General features: G+C 44.1%; 15 protein-coding genes. 7 read left to right on the forward strand and 8 right to left on the reverse strand.

The features are described from left to right. Window positions 1-76: 76 nt before the first annotated feature. Window positions 77-1,750 carry an ArnT family glycosyltransferase gene (locus MuYL_RS05175; RefSeq protein ID WP_094569518.1) on the reverse strand — a complete coding sequence of 558 codons (1,674 nt, stop codon included), beginning with the start codon at window positions 1,748-1,750 and terminating at the stop codon, window positions 77-79. Between the two features lie 166 nt (window positions 1,751-1,916). On the opposite strand from MuYL_RS05175, the gene MuYL_RS05180 reads away from it, so the two are divergent. After that, window positions 1,917-2,783 (forward strand): alpha/beta hydrolase, encoded by an 867-nt coding sequence (locus MuYL_RS05180; RefSeq protein ID WP_094569519.1) that lies wholly within the window; start codon window positions 1,917-1,919, stop codon window positions 2,781-2,783. A gap of 106 nt (window positions 2,784-2,889) precedes the next feature. Further along, entirely contained in the window at window positions 2,890-3,783 is an 894-nt protein-coding gene (locus MuYL_RS05185) for an MBL fold metallo-hydrolase (protein WP_094569520.1), read from the forward strand. A 78-nt stretch (window positions 3,784-3,861) separates the two neighbouring features. On the opposite strand, the gene MuYL_RS05190 is transcribed toward MuYL_RS05185, so the two are convergent. Next, a complete protein-coding gene (locus MuYL_RS05190; protein WP_094569521.1) occupies window positions 3,862-5,106 on the reverse strand; it encodes an alkaline phosphatase family protein in 1,245 nt (414 codons plus the stop codon). A 387-nt stretch (window positions 5,107-5,493) separates the two neighbouring features. On the opposite strand from MuYL_RS05190, the gene MuYL_RS05195 reads away from it, so the two are divergent. Then, entirely contained in the window at window positions 5,494-5,853 is a 360-nt protein-coding gene (locus tag MuYL_RS05195) for a hypothetical protein (RefSeq protein WP_094569522.1), read from the forward strand. Window positions 5,854-5,995: 142 nt separating this feature from the next. Here the strand turns inward: MuYL_RS05195 and MuYL_RS05200 are convergent, their stop codons facing one another. The 5 genes from MuYL_RS05200 to MuYL_RS05220 form a co-directional block, all read right to left on the reverse strand. Then, window positions 5,996-7,402: an efflux transporter outer membrane subunit gene (locus MuYL_RS05200; protein ID WP_094569523.1), complete on the reverse strand. Its 1,407-nt coding sequence runs from the start codon at window positions 7,400-7,402 to the stop codon at window positions 5,996-5,998. 12 nt (window positions 7,403-7,414) lie between these two features. Beyond that, window positions 7,415-10,576, reverse strand: coding sequence for an efflux RND transporter permease subunit (locus MuYL_RS05205; protein WP_094569524.1), 3,162 nt, complete (start codon window positions 10,574-10,576; stop codon window positions 7,415-7,417). A gap of 111 nt (window positions 10,577-10,687) precedes the next feature. Next, window positions 10,688-11,899, reverse strand: coding sequence for an efflux RND transporter periplasmic adaptor subunit (locus tag MuYL_RS05210; protein WP_170309725.1), 1,212 nt, complete (start codon window positions 11,897-11,899; stop codon window positions 10,688-10,690). 322 nt (window positions 11,900-12,221) lie between these two features. Beyond that, complete coding sequence (locus MuYL_RS05215; protein WP_094569525.1) at window positions 12,222-12,983, reverse strand: LytR/AlgR family response regulator transcription factor; 762 nt, start codon at window positions 12,981-12,983, stop codon at window positions 12,222-12,224. Beyond that, window positions 12,980-14,053, reverse strand: coding sequence for a sensor histidine kinase (locus MuYL_RS05220; RefSeq protein WP_094569526.1), 1,074 nt, complete (start codon window positions 14,051-14,053; stop codon window positions 12,980-12,982). Before MuYL_RS05220 ends, MuYL_RS05215 begins: the two co-directional genes overlap by 4 nt. A gap of 282 nt (window positions 14,054-14,335) precedes the next feature. On the opposite strand from MuYL_RS05220, the gene MuYL_RS05225 reads away from it, so the two are divergent. Next, a complete protein-coding gene (locus MuYL_RS05225) occupies window positions 14,336-17,200 on the forward strand; it encodes an outer membrane beta-barrel protein (protein ID WP_094569527.1) in 2,865 nt (954 codons plus the stop codon). A gap of 76 nt (window positions 17,201-17,276) precedes the next feature. Then, complete coding sequence (locus MuYL_RS05230; RefSeq protein WP_094572858.1) at window positions 17,277-17,846, forward strand: YceI family protein; 570 nt, start codon at window positions 17,277-17,279, stop codon at window positions 17,844-17,846. A gap of 257 nt (window positions 17,847-18,103) precedes the next feature. Here the strand turns inward: MuYL_RS05230 and MuYL_RS05235 are convergent, their stop codons facing one another. Continuing rightward, window positions 18,104-19,504 (reverse strand): ATP-binding protein, encoded by a 1,401-nt coding sequence (locus tag MuYL_RS05235; protein ID WP_094569528.1) that lies wholly within the window; start codon window positions 19,502-19,504, stop codon window positions 18,104-18,106. A gap of 119 nt (window positions 19,505-19,623) precedes the next feature. Between MuYL_RS05235 and MuYL_RS05240 the strand changes: the two genes are divergently transcribed. Together MuYL_RS05240 and MuYL_RS05245 are read left to right on the forward strand one after the other, a co-directional pair. Further along, the gene (locus MuYL_RS05240; protein ID WP_211710242.1) at window positions 19,624-19,941 is read left to right on the forward strand and encodes a GNAT family N-acetyltransferase; all 318 of its coding nucleotides are present in this window, start codon (window positions 19,624-19,626) and stop codon (window positions 19,939-19,941) included. A gap of 44 nt (window positions 19,942-19,985) precedes the next feature. Next, window positions 19,986-20,627 carry a (4Fe-4S)-binding protein gene (locus MuYL_RS05245; protein ID WP_094569529.1) on the forward strand — a complete coding sequence of 214 codons (642 nt, stop codon included), beginning with the start codon at window positions 19,986-19,988 and terminating at the stop codon, window positions 20,625-20,627. Window positions 20,628-20,697 lie beyond the last annotated feature (70 nt).

Below are 20,697 nucleotides of genomic sequence, written 5' to 3' on the forward strand. Positions count from 1 at the left end.
ACCGCTTGCGGAAGACCCGGTGATTAAAATTCTGCGAGCGATGTACGTTCCGCAAACCTTTGAAAAAAATAAGCTGTTATTCTACTTCGGCAACCACCATTTGCTCCAGTTCCTGCGCCCGTGTTTTTTTATTGATAAACGAAAGCTTAAGCCGTGTTACAAAATAGCGCTCAAAAGTTGCAACCGTTTTGGTATGTAAGCCTTTGGTGTTTAAACTTTGCAGCTGGGCCGCTGTGGTATACAGCAAAAAAGGCTTTCCCGGTACACCCGGTTTTATATTGGCGGCGTTAAAGGCTGCTACGGGCTTGTCGCTGTAAAACTCAAACGGTGCAGCAGCATCATCAATTTCGGCAGCAACAGGCAGGCTTTGCGGGTTATGCTTATTGATCCATACGGCGGCCTTGCTGCTGGTTTGGTAACGCATTAATGAGGGATAAAACGACAGGTTCAAATACAGGTTAACCACAAACGACACCAGTAACGTACGAACAGCTATTTTTTGATACCCGCCAATGCTGATAAGCCTGGTTTGAAATAAAAGCAGAGCCAGCAGCAGGAGTAGCGTTAAAGCAGTGAATACGCTGAATACCACGGGCCTGAAAAAATAGTGGAGGGCAGCAATCAGCAGCAGCATCAACGCAATCACTATGGTTTGGGTTATGGTAATGGCTTTAAGGGTATTTTTACCTGCGGCGTAATTAAGGTACTGCGCGGTAATAATAGCAAAAAACGGGAACACAATATTTAAATAATGCGGCAGCTGGAATGCCGATGCCGAAAACAACAGGAAGGTAAGCAATGCCCCGCTGATACAGTACCACTCGATGCCCTGCGGGTATTTGATGCCTTTTTTTATCAGCTGGAAAACGGCGGCAAACATAATGAACGACCATGGCAAAAATGCCCACAGTGCAGTATGCAAAAAAAAGAAAGGATCGCCATGGCCCTTTATTGGCCCGGTGTTAAAGAAACGGCCAAACTGGCTGTCCCAAAAGAAAAACCGGATGCCCGATACCCCGGTTTTGCCGAAAATAACCTTCTCGGGGTGCAGGTCAAATTGCCGGTAAAGGCACCAAAGTTCAGGCAGTATAAGCACCAGGATCAATATAACGGCAACCAGCCATCTTACATTAAATAACGCTTTCCATTGCCGGGTGATGGTCAGTTGCCCTACAATGGCACCGCCTATGGGCACCAGCGCAAACATTCCTTTGGTCATTATAGCACAGGCAGTAAAGGCACAGCCCGCCAGCAATTGCCAAAAACTGTTGCTGGTATGGGCCCTGTAAAAATGATAAACCGCAGCTATGATAAGCCCGGTTAGGTAAGGCTCGGCGCGTACATCATTGTTTGACAGTACAATATGCTGGGCAGTAAGCAATATCAATACGCTCCATAAAGCTATTTGCCGGGTGTACAGTGCTTTGGCAAACAGGTAGGTATAATAAGCCCCCATCATTAAAAACAGGATCCCCGGCAGCTTGTAGGCCCATGTGGTAAAACCGAATACCTTAAACGAAAGCGCGGTTATCCAAAACGGAAAATGGGGCTTATCCAGCCAGTCGGCGCCGTGGTAAATAAGCTGCACAAAATCATTGCGCTGCACCATTGTTTTTGAAATAAGCGCATAAATAGCGGCATCAGGGCTTTGAATGGGGATGAGCAAACCACTGAAATTTATTAAAATAGCCAACCCGGTAAAAAGGTAAAGCAGTTTATTTTGGGCAGATGTCGGGTTTTCGTCTGTCATTGTTAAAGCCGGGTAAAGGTAGTTAGATTTTGGATAAATGCGACGTGGTTAGGCCCGCCGAGTCAAACTTCAATTATTGTTATCCGCCTATCCATATTTTTACAGTAAATTTATAGGGTTACGCAATATATCCCCGATATTGATCACACAAACCAATTAAACTGTTATGACAAGATCCCACAACCTGCTCATGCTGGTATTGCTGCTTTGCCCGTTCCTGTTACAGGCGCAAACAGGCAAGGTGTATGATAACCTTTTGGTATCCAGTAAAATATTAAAAAGCGACCGTAAATATGCTGTTTACCTGCCACCGGGCTATGAAACCTCTGATCGCAGTTACCCCATCCTTTACCTGCTGCACGGCAGTGGCGACGATCAAACCGGCTGGGTACAGTTTGGCGAAGTGCTGAATATTACCGATAAAGCCATTGCCGATGGTACCGCCACCCCGATGATAATTGTTATGCCCGATGCCAATACCGGCCGCCGCGGCTATTTTAACGATATTAAAGGCGACTGGAACTACGAGGATTTCTTTTTTAAGGAACTGGTGCCCTTTGTTGAAAAGAAATACCGTGTAAAAAGTGATAAACGTTTCCGGGCTATCGCCGGTTTATCAATGGGCGGCGGCGGCAGCTTTATGTATGCCCTGCATCACCCCGAAATGTTTTCTTCGGCCTGCCCGCTCAGCGCATCAGTGGGGCCGCTTACTTTGGACGATGCAAGAACCTCCATCACTAAAAACAATCCCGGTATTGCCGATTCGCTGATTGTGAATTATTACAACCGGCATAGCGCCATTGCGTTGATAAACAATATGCCCGACAGCCAGAAAAAAGCCGTTCGCTGGTATATTGACGATGGCGACGACGACTTTTTGTACGAGGGGAACTGCCTGGTGCACATCGCTATGCGCAAAAAAGAGATCCCGCATGAGTTTCGCATCCGTGATGGCGCACACACCTGGACGTACTGGCGCGCATCCTTACCAAACGTGCTGGAGTTTGTATCGCAGGCCTTTCATCAGTATTAATTAACGTTAAGGCAACGGTAATGCTACAAACGCCGTTGTTATTTATACTTATTTATCTCTAATTTTAACTAATTCCTGATTAACTAACCTCTAATCTCTAATACCCATGGAACGCCGTCAATTTTTAAGAAACACCGCATTAACAGCAGGCTCGCTTGCATTATCCGGAAGAAGCTTTGCAACCATGCTGGCCGACCCCGCTTACCAGTTTAAACCGCTGCGCAATAACGTAGGTATGTTTGCCGAACAGGGCGGTACCATTGCCTGGCTAATGAACAAAGAAGGTATTGTAGTGGTGGATGCGGAATTTCCTGATCCCGCAAAGCACCTGATAGCCGAACTTAAAAAACAGTCTGACCTGCCCTTTGAGTGGCTGATAAATACCCATCACCACGGCGACCATACCGGTGGTAATATCTCATTTAAGGGCATCGTGAAAAATGTAGCGGCACATGCCAATTCACTGGCTAATCAAAAAGCGGTGGCTATAAAAAACAATAAGGAAGATCAGCAGCTGTACCCCGATACCACCTTTACCGATACCTGGAAAGTTACGGTAGGGGATGAGCAAATTACGGCACATTACTTTGGCACCGGCCATACCAACGGCGATGCCATGATCCATTTTGAGCACGCCAATATTGTACATACCGGCGACCTGGTGTTTAACCGCCGCTACCCGTTTGTTGACAACAGCGCAGGGGCATCTGTAAAGCACTGGCCAATGGCTTTGGAGCAGGCAACAAAAAAGTTTGATAAGAATACCCTGTTTGTATTCGGCCATGCGTTTGACCCGCAAAAAGTAACAGGTACTATGGAAGATGTGAAACTGATGCAGGATTTCCTGGAAAAACTGGAAGCCTATGTTGCAGGCGCTATTAAAGCCGGTAAAACAAAGGACGAGATCTTGCAGGCTACTTCTATCCCCGGCGTAACCGAATGGCAGGGCGATGGCATTCAGCGCGGTATCCAGGCGGCGTATGAAGAATTGCAGGGCTAATTAACTAATAGTATTGCTGTAAGGGTTTGATGATTTCTTTACCCTTACAGCAATAACAATAGTGGTGTCAGGCAAAGATTATTTGGTTTTACCTTCAACAATAACCCACCGGTTTACGGTATTTCCGGGTGCTTCAATACAAACCTTATAAAAGCCTGAAGGCAAATCTTTAACAGAAACTAAAGCGTGCCCGGCACTTACAGGCACCTCCGCCATCAACTTATAGTCATCAGGCTTACCGTCTTTGTAATTATTGGTGGCAGCTACCCAAATCTTCGCATTCCCTTTTTGATCCAGGGCCTTCCATGATACATCTATATTGCCCTGTACGTAAGTTGCCTGCGGAACGGCTACCGAAACTGTGCCGATAAGCGAGATACCATCTGCCTCGCGCAATTGCTCAGCCGGAACTTTAATGTTCATAAATTTTGCGATGGAAGGCGTAATGTCAATAACGCCCGGGGTGTAGTACTGCGCGTAGTTGTTAAGCGGATGATAGCTGGTCACCATCCAGGTATTGCGCTGCCTGGCAGATTGCCCGCCGTGGTCTTTCCCGTTTAGCTCGCTGCGGCCATGATCGGTGGTTATAAATATTACCCAGTCCTCGTTAAAGTGTTTTTGGCGGTATTGAATGGCCTTCCAAATGCGGCCCACCTGGTTATCCATTTTCTCAACGGCATCGTAGTATTGCGGACTGTCGCCATACCTGTGGCCCATGTCATCGGTATATTCCAGGTAAACCCAGCTCAGATCAGGCCCATTGGCTTTTACACAGGCAGCAGCAGCGTTAACCACCTGCTCATCTATCAGGTGCATGTAATTATCGGCTTTGTCATGCGGAAATTTCACCGTGTCCAGTTCATAACCATCATAGGCATAATCAATTTTATAGCTTCCTGTTACAGGCCCCTCGCCAACCAGTTTGGTGCGGTTATCGGTCCAGCTGGAAAACAGGGCGGTCTTTTTAGCCGGATCAGCATTTTTTACCATGCGGAATATGGTCCAGTAATTATAGTTCGGTGCTTTTATATCGTTACCCCAAACGTTGTGCTTGTTAACCCAGGTGCTGGTCAGCAAACTGTTATAGCCGTTGGCTGATATCGTGGGCGTTTGCGAGTAACCGCCTTTTTCGCCACCCACGTAAGCACGAAGATATTGCCCTTGTGCTGCTATGGCTTTCAAATTTGGGGTGTTTAATTTTTCAATCACATCCGCAGGGATGCCGTCGGCTATTATAAACAAGGCTTTTTTTACCCTGCTCTGCGAAAACCCGCTAATGCTGATCACTAATAATGGCATTAAGAACCATTTTACTTTATTCATACTATACAAAGTTTAATGCGGCTAAATTAAGAGCTGAAACAAATGTAAATATTAACAGGATGTTATTTAATTAAGAGATAAAGTGAAAGTTTTGCCAGCGCTGGCGGCCTGCGGTAAAAAGGGGTGTCGGAAGAACGGTTTTTATAAATTATGCAGGCAATGTTCTACAGGCAGCCTGAATACACCGACGAAGGCTGTTAATTAGTCGATTAAGAGTATATTTCACACATTATTAAGGCTTTATGGTGTTTTATAGAGCCAATTAGCACGTTGGTCTATTTGTAAAAGTTGCTGATCTACTCTATTTTTTTGGCGTTTAAAGTTGTTGTTTCTTTGAATTGTAAAACGATAACAAAAACATTCACATAACATTAAAAAATTAAGATCATGAAAAATTCAATCAAATTAACAGCACTATTTTTACTGGCATCAGCAGGTTTATTCGCAGCAACCCCCGCTAAAACTTTAAAGGCCGATGTACCTCCGGTTACCATTACTTCACTGTCAGCAAACAAAGGGATAACTGTAAGCGCTGCCGATGCAAAATCAATTGTAATGATATACGACCAGGACAAAAACGTTTTGCGTAAAGATGTATTGGCAGGCAACAGCTCAAAAGGCTACATATTGAACACCCTTGAAAACGGTGACTATACTATGGAAGTTACTGCAAACAAGCAAACCGTTAAAAAGAATATCCATGTTTATAACGAAGGCAAAACCAAAACCTTCATTTTACAGCAATAATTGATTAAACCCCTTATAATTATAAAGCATCGCTTCTTTTCGGGGCGATGCTTTTGTTTTTATGTTGATATCGATGGAGTCGGTAAAACGGTTTGAATACATCAACCTTCCTTACAATACCGGGCGTGTAATCCGCAGTAAACTATTTCCAGCCGCCTCCCAGCGCCCTGTACAAATTTACCACAGCCTGTAACTGCTGTAACCTGTCATTAACACCATCTAATTGGGCCGACAGCAGGTTTTGTTCAGAGGTTAATACATCAGTATAATTTGTGGCAGAGCTGTAGCGCAATAGTTCCTGGGTATAATCAACAGCCTTTGTTAAAGCTGCAATTTGTTTGCTGCGGGCATCGCCTTTTTCAGCAGCGGTTTGGTAGGCATACAGCGCGTTTGAAACCTCCTGGCCAGCAACCAATAAACTTTGCTGAAAATTGTAAAGGGCTTCCATTTGCTGTGCCTGCGCTGTTTTTAAACGTGCCTTATTAATGCCCTGGTTAAAAATGGGCTGGGTTAAACCCGCTGCCAGGTTATAAAATATCGAACCAACAAAAAAGTCTTTCAGCTGCAGGTTTGACCAGCCTCCGCTGGCAGTAATGGTTAACGAAGGATAAAAATACGTGTGCGCTGCATTGGTATTTTCAAAGGCGCTCCTGAAAGCGTATTCCGCCTGCTGTACATCGGGCCTGTTTTTTAATAATTGCGACGGGATGCCGGTTTGCAGGCTGTCGGTTTGCTTTTGTGCATCCAGTTTCAGCCTGTTTAACGGGCCCGGCGGGCGGCCAACTAAAATATCAATAGCATTCTCTGTTTCGCGGATGCTTCTTTTAATATCGGGGATGGCTACTTCGGCAGCATAGCGGTTTGCCTCGCTTTGTACTACAGCGGCACCGTTAACTACCGCACCTTCTTTAAGCGATTTCATGGTCTCAACATCCTTTATCCTGTTCTTCAGGGTAAGGCTGGTTATTTCAAGTTGCTTATCAAGGGCCAGCAGGGTGTAGTAATTGTTGGCAATATCAGCGATCAGCTGCGTTTGTACCGCTCTTTTAGCAGCATCAGTTTGCAGCAGGGTGTTAAATGCCGCTCGTTTTGCGCTGGTCAGTTTCCCCCAGATGTCAGCCTCCCATGAGGAACTCAGGCCCAATTGGTACGATGTGGTAAGCGTGTTAATGGCGATGCCCGCCGGGTAATTTAAGCTGGCTGCGGATTGCTTTGAGCGGGTAGCATTGGCGTTGGCACTAAGGCTGGGCAATAGCGCTGCTTTGCTTTGGCCCAATGCGGCCTGTGCTTCGTAAATTTTTTGTACCGCTATCTTTAAGTTCAGGTTATTGTAAAGCCCTTCGTGAATCAGGGATTTTAAAACTGTATCGGCAAACATTTTTTCCCATGGCAGGGCTGCAATACTTGTGGTATCAGTTGTTTGCTGGTTGCGATAAAGGTCCGTTGTGTTTAAATCAGGCTGCCGGTAAGTTTTGGTTATCTTACAGGAAAGCGCTGTGCTTAACAAAGCGAACGTTAAAAAAGTATATTTTAAATAGGTCCTTTTCATTTGTAATTCAAATTATTTAGCCGGTATTACAGCATCATCGTCCTCTTCATCTTCCAAATTCCGCAAATGGCGCGGTCCGCTTAACTTTTCCTGCAGCTGCTGGAAAATCATAAACAATACAGGGATGGCAAACACACCAAGTAAAGTGCCTATAAACATACCGCCTACAGCACCTGTACCAATTGAACGGTTACCGATGGCGCCGGCGCCGGTTGAGAACATTAAAGGCATGATGCCGAAGATGAATGCAAACGACGTCATCAATATCGGCCTTAAACGCGCTTCGGCACCCTCAATTGCGGCTTGCAAAATTGGCATGCCACCTCGCCTGCGTTCAAGCGCAAACTCTACTATCAGGATGGCATTTTTTGACAACAAGCCAATGAGCATAATGAGGGAGATCTGCACGTAAATATTACTGTCGATCCCTGCTATCCGTGCAAACAGGTAGGTACCTGTTAAACCTATCGGCAGCGAAAGCAATACCGCAAACGGTAAAATATAACTTTCATATTGTGCACTTAATAAAAAGTAAACAAACACCAGGCAAAGCAGGAAGATGTAAACCGATTGGGTACCGCTTGAAATCTCCTCCCTTGTAAGGCCCGAAAATTCATAACCATAACCGGCAGGCAGTTTCTCCACTGCTACCGCTTTAATGGCCGCAATGGCATCGCCCGAACTGTAACCTGCACCGGGTTGTCCCTGTATGGCTATGGCGGTAAACAAATTAAAGCGGGAAATAGATTCGGGGCCGAATACCTTGGTCAGCGTTATAAACTCCGTTATAGGCGCCATAGTGCCGGCGCTGTTGCGCACAAATATTTTGTTAAGGCCTTCGGGGTTGTTGCGGTAGGAATAGTCTGCCTGCACCATTACCCGGTACTGTTTACCAAACTGGTTAAAGTTTGAAGCATACAAACCGCCATAGTAACCTTGTAAAGTATTGATAATGGAGGTTACTTCAATACCCGCGTCTTTACACTTTGCCACGTTAACATCAACCTGGTATTGCGGGAAGTTGGGGTTAAACGGCGTATTGGCATTTTGAATTTCCTTGCGTTTGTTCAGTGCATCCAAAAAGTCGGTGCTAACCTTGTATATTTCGGCAGAGGAGTGGCCGCCTTTATCCTGCAACTCGAACGAAAAGCCGTTACCCGATCCGAAACCCTGGATGGTTGGCGGTGAGAAGATAAAGATGCTGGCCCCATGAATGCCGCCAATTTTAGCATAAAGCTGTTTGATCACGTTTTGAATGTTATCATTTTTGCGTTGGCCCCATGGTTTTAGCTTGATGATATCCATACTGTAGGCGCTTCCGCTTCCGGCAGTAAAGCTAAAGCCGATGATCTGTAAGGTGTTGATTACCGATGGAAATGTGTGCGCAACACTGTCAATATGTTTGGTTATGGCGCTGGTACGCTGCATACCGGATGCCGGCGGAAGGCTTACACTTACAAAAATGGTCCCCTGGTCCTCGCTGGGTACAAAGCTGGAAGGCGTTGTTTTTATAAGAAAGGTAAGCGATACGGCAAATATTACAATGGCGGCTACCACTATCCATTTTTTTGCTGCCAGCCAACGTACCGAGCGTTCATATTTTTTTGTTACCGTGTCAAAAGCTTTATCAAACCGGGTATAGAACCAGTTAAAGAACCGCTTTTTTTGATGTTGCTCGTTATGCGGCTTCAGGAAAATTGCGCACAAGGCCGGGCTCAGTGTTAACGCGTTTACTGCCGAAAGTAAAATGGCCACAGCCAGCGTAATGCCAAATTGTTTGTAAAATACACCCGTTGAACCGGAGATAAAAGTTACCGGTAAAAATACTGCCGACATTACCAGCGTAATAGAGATGATAGCGCCCGAAATCTCCTTCATCGCGTCAACCGATGCTTTGCGGGCCGATTTATAGCCTTTGTCCAGCTTGGCATGCACGGCCTCCACCACCACAATGGCATCATCCACCACAATGCCGATAGCCAAAACCATGGCAAATAAGGTAAGCAGGTTAATGGTAAAGCCGAACAGGTTTAAGAAGAAGAACGTACCTACAATAGCAACCGGAACGGCAATGGCCGGGATTAGTGTGGACCGGAAATCCTGCAGGAAAACAAACACAACGATAAATACCAGGATAAACGCCTCAATAAGTGTGCTGATCACTTTCTCGATAGAGGCGTTAAGGTACTCATTGGCGTCAACCAGGTAAGTAAGCTTGATACCTTTAGGGAACGACTCTGCTGCTGTTTCAAGGATCTTTTTTGTATTGTTGATCACATCGCGGGCATTTGAGCCTGATGCCTGGGTAATACCAACACCTATTGAAGGTAGTCCGTTTGTCTTTAGATCAGCAGAATAATCCAGTGCACCCAGCTCAATTCGGGCAACATCCTTTAAGTGCAGCAGTTGACCTTTGCCCTGTGATTTGATAATGATGTTTCCAAATTCTTCGGCGGTTTTAAGGCGGCCGGTATATTTAATTACATATTGAAAAGATTCATTGCTGTTTTCACCAAATTTACCCGGGGCTGCCTCAATATTCTGCTCGTTTAACGCATTGGTAATATCATCCGGTACCAGGCTGTAGCTGGCCATCACATCAGGCTTCAGCCAAATGCGCATAGAATAATCTTTCTGTGTAAAAATTTGCGTGTTACCTACGCCGTTAACCCGCTGTATTGCAGGCACCAGGTTAATCTGGCAATAATTCTGCAAAAAAGTATCGTCATAATCTTTGTTCTCGCTGTATAACGAGAAGATGAGCAGGTTGCTGTTCTGGCTTTTGGCAACTGTAACCCCTGCCTGTGTAACCACCTGCGGCAAAAGGCTTACAGCCCGCGATACCCGGTTTTGAACGTTTACAGCTGCAAGGTCGGGGTTGGTACCTACTTTAAAGAATATGGTTATTTGTGCTGACCCATCGTTGCCCGCACTTGAGGTCATGTAGGTCATGTTCTCCACACCGTTGATCTGTTCTTCAAGCGGCACAATTACGCTTTTAAGTACCACATCGGCATTGGCGCCGCTATAATTTGCAGATACCACTACTGTTGGCGGCGCTATATCCGGGTATTGCGAAATCGGTAGGTTTATTAATCCTATCACCCCCAGTATAACCAGCAATACCGAAATAACCGTTGAGAGTACAGGGCGTTCTATGAATTTTTTTAACATATTATTTTTATGTAGAGACGCAATACTTCACGTCTTATGGATGTATTTTTATTTCGGGGTCTTAGTTAACAGCAGCCACTACCAGTACATATCGCTCGTTTATCACAAGGCTTATTTTAAATCCTTGTAAACAATATCGTCATTAACTTCTACAGGCTTAATTTCTGTGCCATCCTTTAAGTTATTTGCGCTTTCGGCAATAACCCTGTCGCCGCTTTTAATACCGCCTGTAACTATGTAAAACTGACCGGGGGTATTTTCCATGATTGTTATCGCTACGTTCTTGATCTTGTTTTGTGCGTCAACTACGTAAACAAAGCGTTTGTCCTGTAACTCATAGGTGATGCTTTGAGGAACCAAAAGTGCTGATTTAACCACGTTGGGTATTCTGATAGTAGCGCTACCGCCGCTGCGAAGCAATCCCCTTGGGTTATCAAATGCTGCCCTGAAATTTGCAGAACCGGTATTTGTATTTATAAGTCCGTTAACTGTTTCTACTTTTCCCGCATGTCCATAAGTTGTACCGTCAGACAGGATAAGCGAAACCTCCGGCAATGCACTTAATTTAGACTTGATGGATTTGCCACCAGTGCTGTCCCTGCTGAAATCAAGCAGTTTTTTTTCGTTCATAGCGAAATAAGCATATACGGTTGAAGTGTTGTAAACAGTTGTGAGCGGATCGGTAGTAGTGCTGCTTACCAGGCTGCCCAATTTGTAGGGTAATGAGCCTATAACGCCATTAACGGGGCTGGTAATGGATGTATATCCAAGGTTTACTTTGGCATTAACCAGTGCAGCTTTTGCCTGGGCCAGCGCCGCCTGTTTGGTTTGCAAAGCATATTGCGCCGATTCAAGTTCATAGTGGCTGATGATGTCTTTTTCAACCAGCGGCTTAACTTTATTAACTTGCAGATTGGCAGTATTCACGTCGGCCTGGGCAGTTTTAATACCGGCTTCGGCAGTGCGCACATCCTGCTCATATTGCGGGGCCTTTATTTTAAACAGCAGCTGACCTTTTTTTACGATTGAGCCTTCATCAACATAAATGGCTTCCACAAAGCCGTCAACCTTAGGGCGGATCTCAATATCTTGAAGTCCCTGTATGCTGGCCGGGTAATCAGAATGAATAGTGGCCTGCCGGTGTTTTAGCGTGAGCACCTTGTAGCTTGCTATTTGTGCCGCGCCCTGGTCGCCAATCTGTTTATCCTTATTGCCACATGAAAATAACATCAGCAAGGCGGGCAAAGCCAATAAAGCTGTTTTTAGCAATTGATTAAAAGAAGGGCTTTTTGAAGAATTGTGTAAACTTTTAATAGTATTCATTTTTGAGACAGAAAAATAAGGGGGGGCCTTAAGGCCGCAAATATAATAGCATTATTGTATTAGTTACCGGTTGACAGCTTTCTTAACTTTATTTTAACACTGTTGTCAATCCGTTGAGCCATAATAAGCTGTAAACATTGTTGTTATTAGGGGGGAGAAAAAAATATTTCAATTTAAATGGGTTTATTTTAAACAGTTTGCCTTGTTTGTTAAACAACCCGAACCTTAATGACGCGCGAAAAGGCGATTTGTTACAGATTTTTTGTATTTTTTGTAATCAATTGATTCAGGAGAAATCAAACAAGCAGGGATATATAGTCCTTTAAACCCATTTGCTCAGGAACTGGCCGAATGCTTCCTTATACTGATCGCCAACGGTAATGTTGATCTTGCCGATCTGGAGTGCATTACGGGTAATGGAATTGATCTTATCCAGCGAAACGATGAATGAGCGGTGTACGCGCATAAAGCGTTTGGCAGGTAGTTTTTCTTCCAGCGATTTAAGGCTGGTGAGTGATAAGATAGGTTTTTCTGCGCTTTGGAGCCATACTTTTACATAGTCTTTTAATCCTTCAATATATAGAATGTCATTAAGTGCAAGGCGCACCAGCTGGTACTCCACTTTTAAAAACAGGTACTCATCTTCTATCCGTTCCTCGGGCGCGGCACTGGCAGCAACTGTTGCAACCGGGGCGGCGTTTGATTTTTCAACCAGTTGTGCATAGGCTAAAGCCTTGTGGGCGGCATGCAAAAATTCTTCATAATTAAATGGCTTAAGCAGGTAGTCTAGTGCATCCACGCGGTAACCTTCAAGTGCAAACTGGTTATATGCCGTGGTGAAAATTATGCGGGGTTTGTTGGTTTTGCTGTTATCAAGTACCCTGGCCAGTTCAATTCCATTTAGGTCGGGCATCTGGATATCTAAGAACAGCACATCCACTTTTTGCGCATGGATAGCTCTTAACGCTTCTACTGCGCTGGAATAACGGCCAACCAGGTTTAAAAATGGTGTTTGCTCAATAAATGAACATACCAGGCCAAGTGCCAGTGGTTCGTCGTCAACAGCTATGCAGTTAATAATCATGACAGATCGAGCGTTAAGTGTACAAAATAAATATTTTCAGCTTTACTTTCGTTTATAACCAGGGTATGTTTACCGGGATATAGCAGGTCCAGGCGTCTCCTGGTATTGTTAAGGCCAATGCCGCTGCCTTCCTCTAAGTTATTATTTTGTTCCTTAATTACAGTATTTACTACGGTTAATTCAACCGACGAATCGTTTTGGCTTACCGTAATACTGATATGGCTGGGCTGGGTAGCGCTAACGCCATGTTTAAAGGCATTTTCAATAAATGGTAAAAATATCATGGGGGCAATGGCCGTATCTTTAAGTGCCGCAGGTGCCGAAAATTCAATCTTAACCACATCCGTCAGGCGCAGTTCCATCAGGCTGATATAATCTTTTATAAAGGCAATTTCCTGGCTCAGCAGGGTGGTGCTGTTCTGGGTGTCATACAACACATAACGCATCATTCGCGATAGTTGATGGATAGCCTTGCGCGATATATCAGCATTTACGTGGGTTAACGCATAAATATTATTCAGGGTATTAAAAAAGAAGTGCGGGTTGATCTGCGCTTTAAGGAATGATAGTTCGGAACTTATCCTGTCCTGCTCTAATTCCTGGTGTACCTGCCTGTCCTTTTGCCATTTCTGAATAGTAGTGATGCTGGTGCTTATTCCCAAAACCAATGCGCTGGTGGCAATAATGGCAAAGTCCCAGCTGTGATCGCGGCCGCCGCGATGTCTCGGCGGGCCTTTTTTATGGAATGCCGCATCCATTAGCTGGCGGATATTAAGCCAGTCATCTGCATAAATATTCAATAGTACAATAGCGGCAACAATACCCACCACAACCAGGAAATAAATGCTGCTGCGGTTTTTTAGTAAAAATCGCGGTACCAGCACAAACGAGTTTAGATAAAAGGCCATTACCATTACACCTAAAATAATGCTTTGCTTTATCCACAATTGGTATGGTACCGTAATACTCCACGACAAAGGCTGAAAAAAATACATCAACCCGAATACCCCCCAAATTAAAATATGGATGATTACGGTTATTAGTTTACTTTTTGATTTTTGTATAATCATTTCTTCAAAAGTTTTATAATCAGCCGGTTAAGGTGCTGCTTTATAACAACAATATTACAAAGCAAATCTGCATAAACGTTGCTAAAATCTATGAGTAGTCCAAATTTACCGACGGGCAGGCAAAAAATATCTATAAAAAGCGCATTTAAGCAGATGCCTCAATTAATAGGCTTTTATAGGCTAAAAATTGGGTTTTGTCTACTTTAGCACAGTGCCTGTCTATTCTATTTTTTGGTTGCATTGCTTTGATATTTATTTGCAGTATCTAAATAAAAGCAAAATATGAAATTAAGATACTTTTTTATTGCTGCGCTGCTTTTAACAAGTATAACCGGCTTTGCCCAAACAGGCCGGGACGTACGGGGGACGATCATCGACTCCACAAAAGCAACCCTTCCCGGGTCGAGCATTAAGCTGATTACAGACAAAGACAGCATGACAACAATTACTGACTCAAAAGGCGCCTTTATTTTTAATGGAATAAAAGCAACCCAGTTTAGTCTTGTTGTACAATCAATAGGGTATGACCCCATCCGTCGCCGCATAACCCTTGATAATACCAACAATACCGTGTTTTTAAAGCCCATTATTTTAAAACCATCAACCACTATGTTAACGGGCGTTACCATTACCGATGTGGTTCCGGTTAAAATAAAAGAAGATACGGTTGAATTTAATGCAGCAGCTTATAAGGTTAGAGACGGAGCCCCGGTTGAGGATCTGATAAAAAAGATTCCCGGCGCCGATGTGGACAAGGATGGTAATATGACCTTTCGCGGCAAGAGCGTTACCAAGGTAAGGGTAAATGGGAAAGACTTTTTTGGCGGCGATTTAAAAACAGCCACGCAAAACCTGCCTGCCGATGCGGTACAAAACGTACAGATGGTAAATGACTACGGCGACCAGGCCAACCTTACCGGTATAAAAACCGGCGATCCCGAAACAGTTTTAAATATTAATATAAAACCAAGCCGTAACCACGGTTATTTTGGCCAGGCAAGTGCCGGCGCAGGCCGCGACGCGATACCTGAAAAAGGCAGCATTACAAACGGAACCCGCTACATTGCCCAGGCCAACCTCTTTAATTTTAGCGATGGCCAGCAAATTGCAATATTGGGTAATCTTAATAATACCAACACCAGCTTATTTAACTTTGGCGGCCCTGGCGGCAGGCAGGGCGGCGGTGGCGGCCCTCCGGGAAGCAATAACAATGCTGCGGGTATCACTACGGCCCGTTCATTAGGTTTTAACTATCGCGACAGCTGGGGCAAAAAGATAACCGTTTACGGGAGTTATAGCTTTTCCGATAATTCAGTAAACACCATTAGTTCAACTATACAGAACAACATCTCGCTTATCAACCCAAGTACCAATTCGCAGAGCAGTACGCAGCAGGACGAGAAAAAGAACCACCGGCTTAACTTCAATATGGAGTATAAGCCCGATACGGTTAACTATTTAAAAGTGAGCCCTTCGTACTCTTATTCAGGTGTAAATACAACGCAAAACGGTTCAAACCTTTTAGAAAATCAAACGGCTACGGTATCAAACTATAACTTTAAATCGTTAAGCAACTCATCGGCGCCAAACTATGGCGTCAATGCTTTGTATAACCACCGGTTTAACAGCCATGGCCGTAATTTTAGCTTAAACGTAGGTGTCGGCAGGTCATCAAGCAATCAATATCAAAACCCGGTTTATACATACATTGAGGGGGCTGCCAATGCACCGCTTGATCAGTTTATAAATACCGCCAGCCATACCGATACTATTGGGACTTGGCTGTCATATATTGAACCGCTAAGCCGTAAATCGTACTTTGAGGTTAATTATAACTACCGCCGCAGCTACACCGCTGCCGATAAACAAACGGATACGCTGGCAAATGATGGTACCACAATCAATAACTACCCGCTGCTGAGCAATACCTACAACTTTACTTTTATAACCAACCGATTTGGTTTAAACTATCGCTTTGTTGAAAAGAAGTATAATTATGTACTGGGTGTAACTGCGCAACCTTCAGTTTTAAAGGGGTATTCGCAAACTACCGGGCTGCCAACCAATTCAACGGCATTTAATGTATCGCCAAACGCACACTTTATTTATAATTTCTCGCGTTCACAATCATTCAGCGCTAATTATACCGGGTATAGCAGCCAGCCTACCTATTCAGAGTTACAACCCGTAACTGATTTCTCTAATGCGTCGTATCCTATCACCGGTAATCCTGAGCTTAAACCGGAATACAACAACAAGATAGATTTCAGGTATAATAATTTCAATTTCGAATCGGGCAACGTATTTTTCAGCAATTTCTCGTTCACCAAAACCAGTGATAAAATTGTATCAAATACCATAACATACCCAACCAACTACACAACTAACCCTAAACTGGCCGGTACCATTGAAACACAATACAAGAATGCTGATGGTTATTCACAGGCACAGGGCTTTTTTGTTTTCAATAAACCATGGGAGAAAAGAAAGTATAACCTGTTTTTAATAGGTAATGTAACGTACTCCAACAATATCTCCTACATCACCAATGTTGATCCGAATACTTTTGAGTTTGCAACCGAAAAAAACGTAGCCAAAACGCTGGCGCTATCACCTTCCATCCGTTTCAGGGTTGATATAGCGGATGTAATTGATGCGCAGGTTAGTACGCAGTACACTATTAATTCATCAAAAAACTCCATCACCCAAACAGATATTAATAACAACTTCAGGGCATGGGTATTGGGTGTAACCGGTAAAAACTATGTTTGGAAAGACTGGACCTACAGCTATGATTACCAAAAGACATTTTATTATGGTTACAAAGGCGCTACTAACCCTAATATATTTAACACTTACATTGAACGCCGGTTCCTGAAAGGTAATATGGCCACGGTACGTGCAGGTGTTTACGATGTGTTTAATGAAAATACGGGCTACACCAGCACACAGAACGGAAACTTTGTTACCCAAACCAACAGCAACAAGCTGGGCAGGTATTACCTTTTAACTTTCACATACAGGTTTACCAAAATGTCAGGCAAGGCCCCTAACATGGGACCGGGTGGCCCTGGCAGAGGAGGCTTTGGCGGCCCGCCTCCGGGTGGCGGCGGCCCTGGCGGACCGGGTGGCCCATCAGCTGATTAGGTTTAATGGCCTGATAATGAATATATTTGTTTACTGTAACCAACTGGAATATTATAAACCATTAAATCAAAAAGAAATGAAAAAGATTAATTTACTATTAGCTGTATTATTAACAAGCAGTACGCTGTTTGCACAAACCAAATGGAACGTTGACAAGGCCCACGCGAAAGTAGGGTTTACGGTAACGCACATGATGATATCAGACGTTGACGGCAATTTTAAAAGTTTTGATGCAAGTATTACTGCCTCGAAAGCGGATTTTAGCGATGCTGTTTTTGACCTGAGCATTGATGCGGCTTCTATAAGCACGGATAACGATATGCGCGACGGAGACCTTAAAGGCGAGCATTACTTTGATGTTGCAAAATATCCGAAGATCACCTTTAAAAGCACTTCAATAAGTAAAGTTGACGATAAAACCTTTAAGCTAACAGGCAATTTAACCATGCATGGCGTTACCAAATCAATTGTGTTAGACTTAACCTTAAAAGGGATGGGAAAAAACATGAGAACGCAAAAACCGGTTGCCGGCTTTAAAGTTTCAGGAACAATTGACCGGACAGACTTTGGCGTAGGTACCGCGCCGGCTGCAATGGTTAGCACTAAAATTGAGTTAAGGGCTAACGGTGAATTTGGCCAGGAGTAACACAACTATTAAAAGCATTTAAAATATGATTTTGGCGCTTTAATAGGTAACATAGTTGCGTTTGCTATGTCAATTAATACTGAAAATTAAAAACAAATAAACCTGTAGAGAAAGAAGAACTTATAGATCTTAAATGATCATGAGAAAAGGTAAGGGCCTGAGATACCCTGCCTGGATTTAGTTGATTGTTATTGATTTTTATTGGTAGCAAAGCGTCCCGGGATCAGATACGGGACGCTTTTTTATTTGAAATTAAGCTAGCCGTTTATGGGAAAACATACCACGAACGCTGTATGCCCTGACTCTGATTTTATTTTAATGGAACCTTTATGCTGTTTAACAATACGTTGTACTACCTCAAGCCCCATGCCGGTACCTTTACCCATCTCCTTAGTGGTAAAAAACGGGTCAAATACCCGCGACCTGATATCCTCAGGAATGCCCGGCCCGTCGTCAATTATTGACACCTGTACAAATTCTTTGTCTTTTTCGGTTTTTATGGTTAGGGTGCCCTTTCCGTTGCTTTCCATCGCATCAAAGGCATTATCAATCAGGTTGGTCCAAACCTGGTTCAATTCACCTATCAGTGCTTTTACCGGGGGAAGGGTAAAGTCGTAATCTTCCACCACGGTTATGTTTCCCTTTTTCTTGCGATAGCCCAACATAGTAAGCGTGTTGCGGATGCCGATATGGATGTCAGCGTACTGCTTATCGGCCCCGCGGTCCATGTGCGTAAATGTTTTTACGGATTTCACCAGCTCGGCTATGCGGCGCGATGATTCCTGGATATCTTCCACCATTTTTTCTGTCACCAGCAACGTATTGATCCAGCCAAAAATTGCCGACATGAAAGCATCCGGAATGTGTTTTTTAAAATTATCAAGATCGGCAACTTTAAAGTTAAAATCAACAAGGTTTTCGGCCATGTCGTAGGCATCTTCAATCCCCTCATTATCCAGCCAGTCGGCCAGTTCTTCTTCACGTTTTGTCTTTTCTTTCAGCGATAACCTCGGCCTTTCGGTTTCGCCCAATATTCGGAACAGTTCGTCATTAACTATATCAACATGGTTACTATCCATTTGGATAGCGATCATTTTTTTAAAGCTTTTAGGCTCAAGGCGCAGGTGTTCGCGCAGGGAAACAGAATCGCGCACAATGGCGGATGCCGGGTTATTAAGTTCGTGGGTTAGTCCGGCAGAGAGTTTTCCAAGCGCCATCATTTTTTCATTTTGCTGCTGAAAAGCAGTAAACTCTCTTACGCGATTGCTCATTACATGCACCAACGCCTGGGTAAGTTCAAACTGGTCCCGTATCATTTCCCTTATTCTTTCGGTAGGGTAGGTGAGAATTCGCAGGTCGCCTTTGGCTTTCATATAAACGGTTGACGATTTCCCCCTCGAAAAAGGTAAATATCCAGTTATATTGCCCGGACCAAAGGTGCCGAGCTCCCGCTTGCTGCCATTTAATGAAATAAATGCGATCAACTCACCCTCAATTATAAAATGCGGGCCGGTTATCGGCAGGTCGGGTTTTATAAATACTGAATCTTCGGGCAGGATGCGGTCTTCACAGGCGTCTATCAGCCATTGCAGCTGTTCGTCGGGCACGCTCTTTAACGCGTCGAAGTTTTTTAGGGTGGCAACGGTAACAGGTTCCATATCAGCAGTAGGGTTAAAAGATCAGAAGTCATTCTGAAGACCCGAATGTAATTCATTCTTCATAAAAAAACTAATCTGCACCCTCCGCCTTAAATTTGTTGCCTTAATATTGTAATTTTATGACACAGAAGCAAAATGAGTCCCTGGTTATTGATATGGAAGTACAAAATAAGAACGACGGCAAACGCGGTGCATTTTTTATAGAGGATGCAGGTAAGGAGGTTGCTTTTATGCATTACGTTTTTTCTGGCGAAAACAGGTTTATAATAGACCATACGGTTGTTGACGAAGCCTACGAGGGAAAAGGGCTGGGCCGCCAGTTGGTAAAAGCAGGCGTAACATATGCAAGGGAGCATGAGATGAAGATATTACCTTACTGTCCTTTCGCAAAAAAGATTTTTGAAATGACGCCGGAGTATGCGGATGTGCTTTTTTAATAAGACTGTCGTTAATGTTCATTAAAGAATTTATTACCTAACAAATGGAATATATTTTACAACAACCTGTAGTAGCCAGCATAGGCGCTGAAAAATATAAGTGCACAATTGAATGGCACCACGGTAAGTTTATAACCGACGAACCCGAATTTGCCGGCGGGAAAGATGCGGGCCCCGATCCATATACTTTGCTTTTATCTTCACTGGGTGCCTGCACCATTACAACGCTGCGGATGTATATTGACCGTAAAGGGTGGGATATTCCGCAGATTGCCATTGCCCTGAATATGTATTTTAAGCTGGAAGGCGAGAAAAAGATCACGGTTATTGACCGGGATTTGAATTTTTTATCGCCTGTAACGGATGAGCAGCGCGATCGGCTGGTGCAAATTGCCAAAGTTTGCCCGGTATCAAAAATACTGGAGGGCGAGATCCAGGTGCGCGCTTTTGCTTATACCGAAACCACCGTTGAAGATAAACATACTTATACTAATGGCGAGGTTACCGTACAGTGGCGCCCCGAACTTTGCAAACATGCCGCGCGTTGTGCCACGCAGTTGCCGCAGGTATTTAACCCGGCTGCGAAGCCCTGGGTAAATATGGAAGGTGCCACCAGTAAAGAAATTAGCGACCAGGTGGGCAGGTGCCCCACAGGTGCGTTAAGTATGGCGGAGAAGAAGCAATAAGAAACGGAATAAATTATGATAAGCGCTTGCCGGACGCATCTCAGCAACACTAATCCAATTGAAAGAACGG

The organism is Mucilaginibacter xinganensis, from assembly GCF_002257585.1.
GTDB classification, from domain to species: Bacteria; Bacteroidota; Bacteroidia; order Sphingobacteriales; family Sphingobacteriaceae; genus Mucilaginibacter; species Mucilaginibacter xinganensis.

Bases quoted from the DNA above. Each gene is read 5' to 3' on its own strand.
- MuYL_RS05195 (WP_094569522.1), top strand. From the start codon at position 5,494: ATGAAAAATTCAATCAAATTAACAGCACTATTTTTACTGGCATCAGCA.
- MuYL_RS05180 (WP_094569519.1), top strand. From the start codon at position 1,917: ATGACAAGATCCCACAACCTGCTCATGCTGGTATTGCTGCTTTGCCCG.
- MuYL_RS05220 (WP_094569526.1), bottom strand. From the start codon at position 14,053: ATGATTATACAAAAATCAAAAAGTAAACTAATAACCGTAATCATCCAT.
- MuYL_RS05190 (WP_094569521.1), bottom strand. From the start codon at position 5,106: ATGAATAAAGTAAAATGGTTCTTAATGCCATTATTAGTGATCAGCATT.
- MuYL_RS05210 (WP_170309725.1), bottom strand. From the start codon at position 11,899: ATGAATACTATTAAAAGTTTACACAATTCTTCAAAAAGCCCTTCTTTT.
- MuYL_RS05240 (WP_211710242.1), top strand. From the start codon at position 19,624: ATGACACAGAAGCAAAATGAGTCCCTGGTTATTGATATGGAAGTACAA.
- MuYL_RS05245 (WP_094569529.1), top strand. From the start codon at position 19,986: ATGGAATATATTTTACAACAACCTGTAGTAGCCAGCATAGGCGCTGAA.
- MuYL_RS05230 (WP_094572858.1), top strand. From the start codon at position 17,277: ATGAAAAAGATTAATTTACTATTAGCTGTATTATTAACAAGCAGTACG.
- MuYL_RS05175 (WP_094569518.1), bottom strand. From the start codon at position 1,750: ATGACAGACGAAAACCCGACATCTGCCCAAAATAAACTGCTTTACCTT.
- MuYL_RS05235 (WP_094569528.1), bottom strand. From the start codon at position 19,504: ATGGAACCTGTTACCGTTGCCACCCTAAAAAACTTCGACGCGTTAAAG.
- MuYL_RS05200 (WP_094569523.1), bottom strand. From the start codon at position 7,402: ATGAAAAGGACCTATTTAAAATATACTTTTTTAACGTTCGCTTTGTTA.
- MuYL_RS05185 (WP_094569520.1), top strand. From the start codon at position 2,890: ATGGAACGCCGTCAATTTTTAAGAAACACCGCATTAACAGCAGGCTCG.
- MuYL_RS05205 (WP_094569524.1), bottom strand. From the start codon at position 10,576: ATGTTAAAAAAATTCATAGAACGCCCTGTACTCTCAACGGTTATTTCG.
- MuYL_RS05225 (WP_094569527.1), top strand. From the start codon at position 14,336: ATGAAATTAAGATACTTTTTTATTGCTGCGCTGCTTTTAACAAGTATA.
- MuYL_RS05215 (WP_094569525.1), bottom strand. From the start codon at position 12,983: ATGATTATTAACTGCATAGCTGTTGACGACGAACCACTGGCACTTGGC.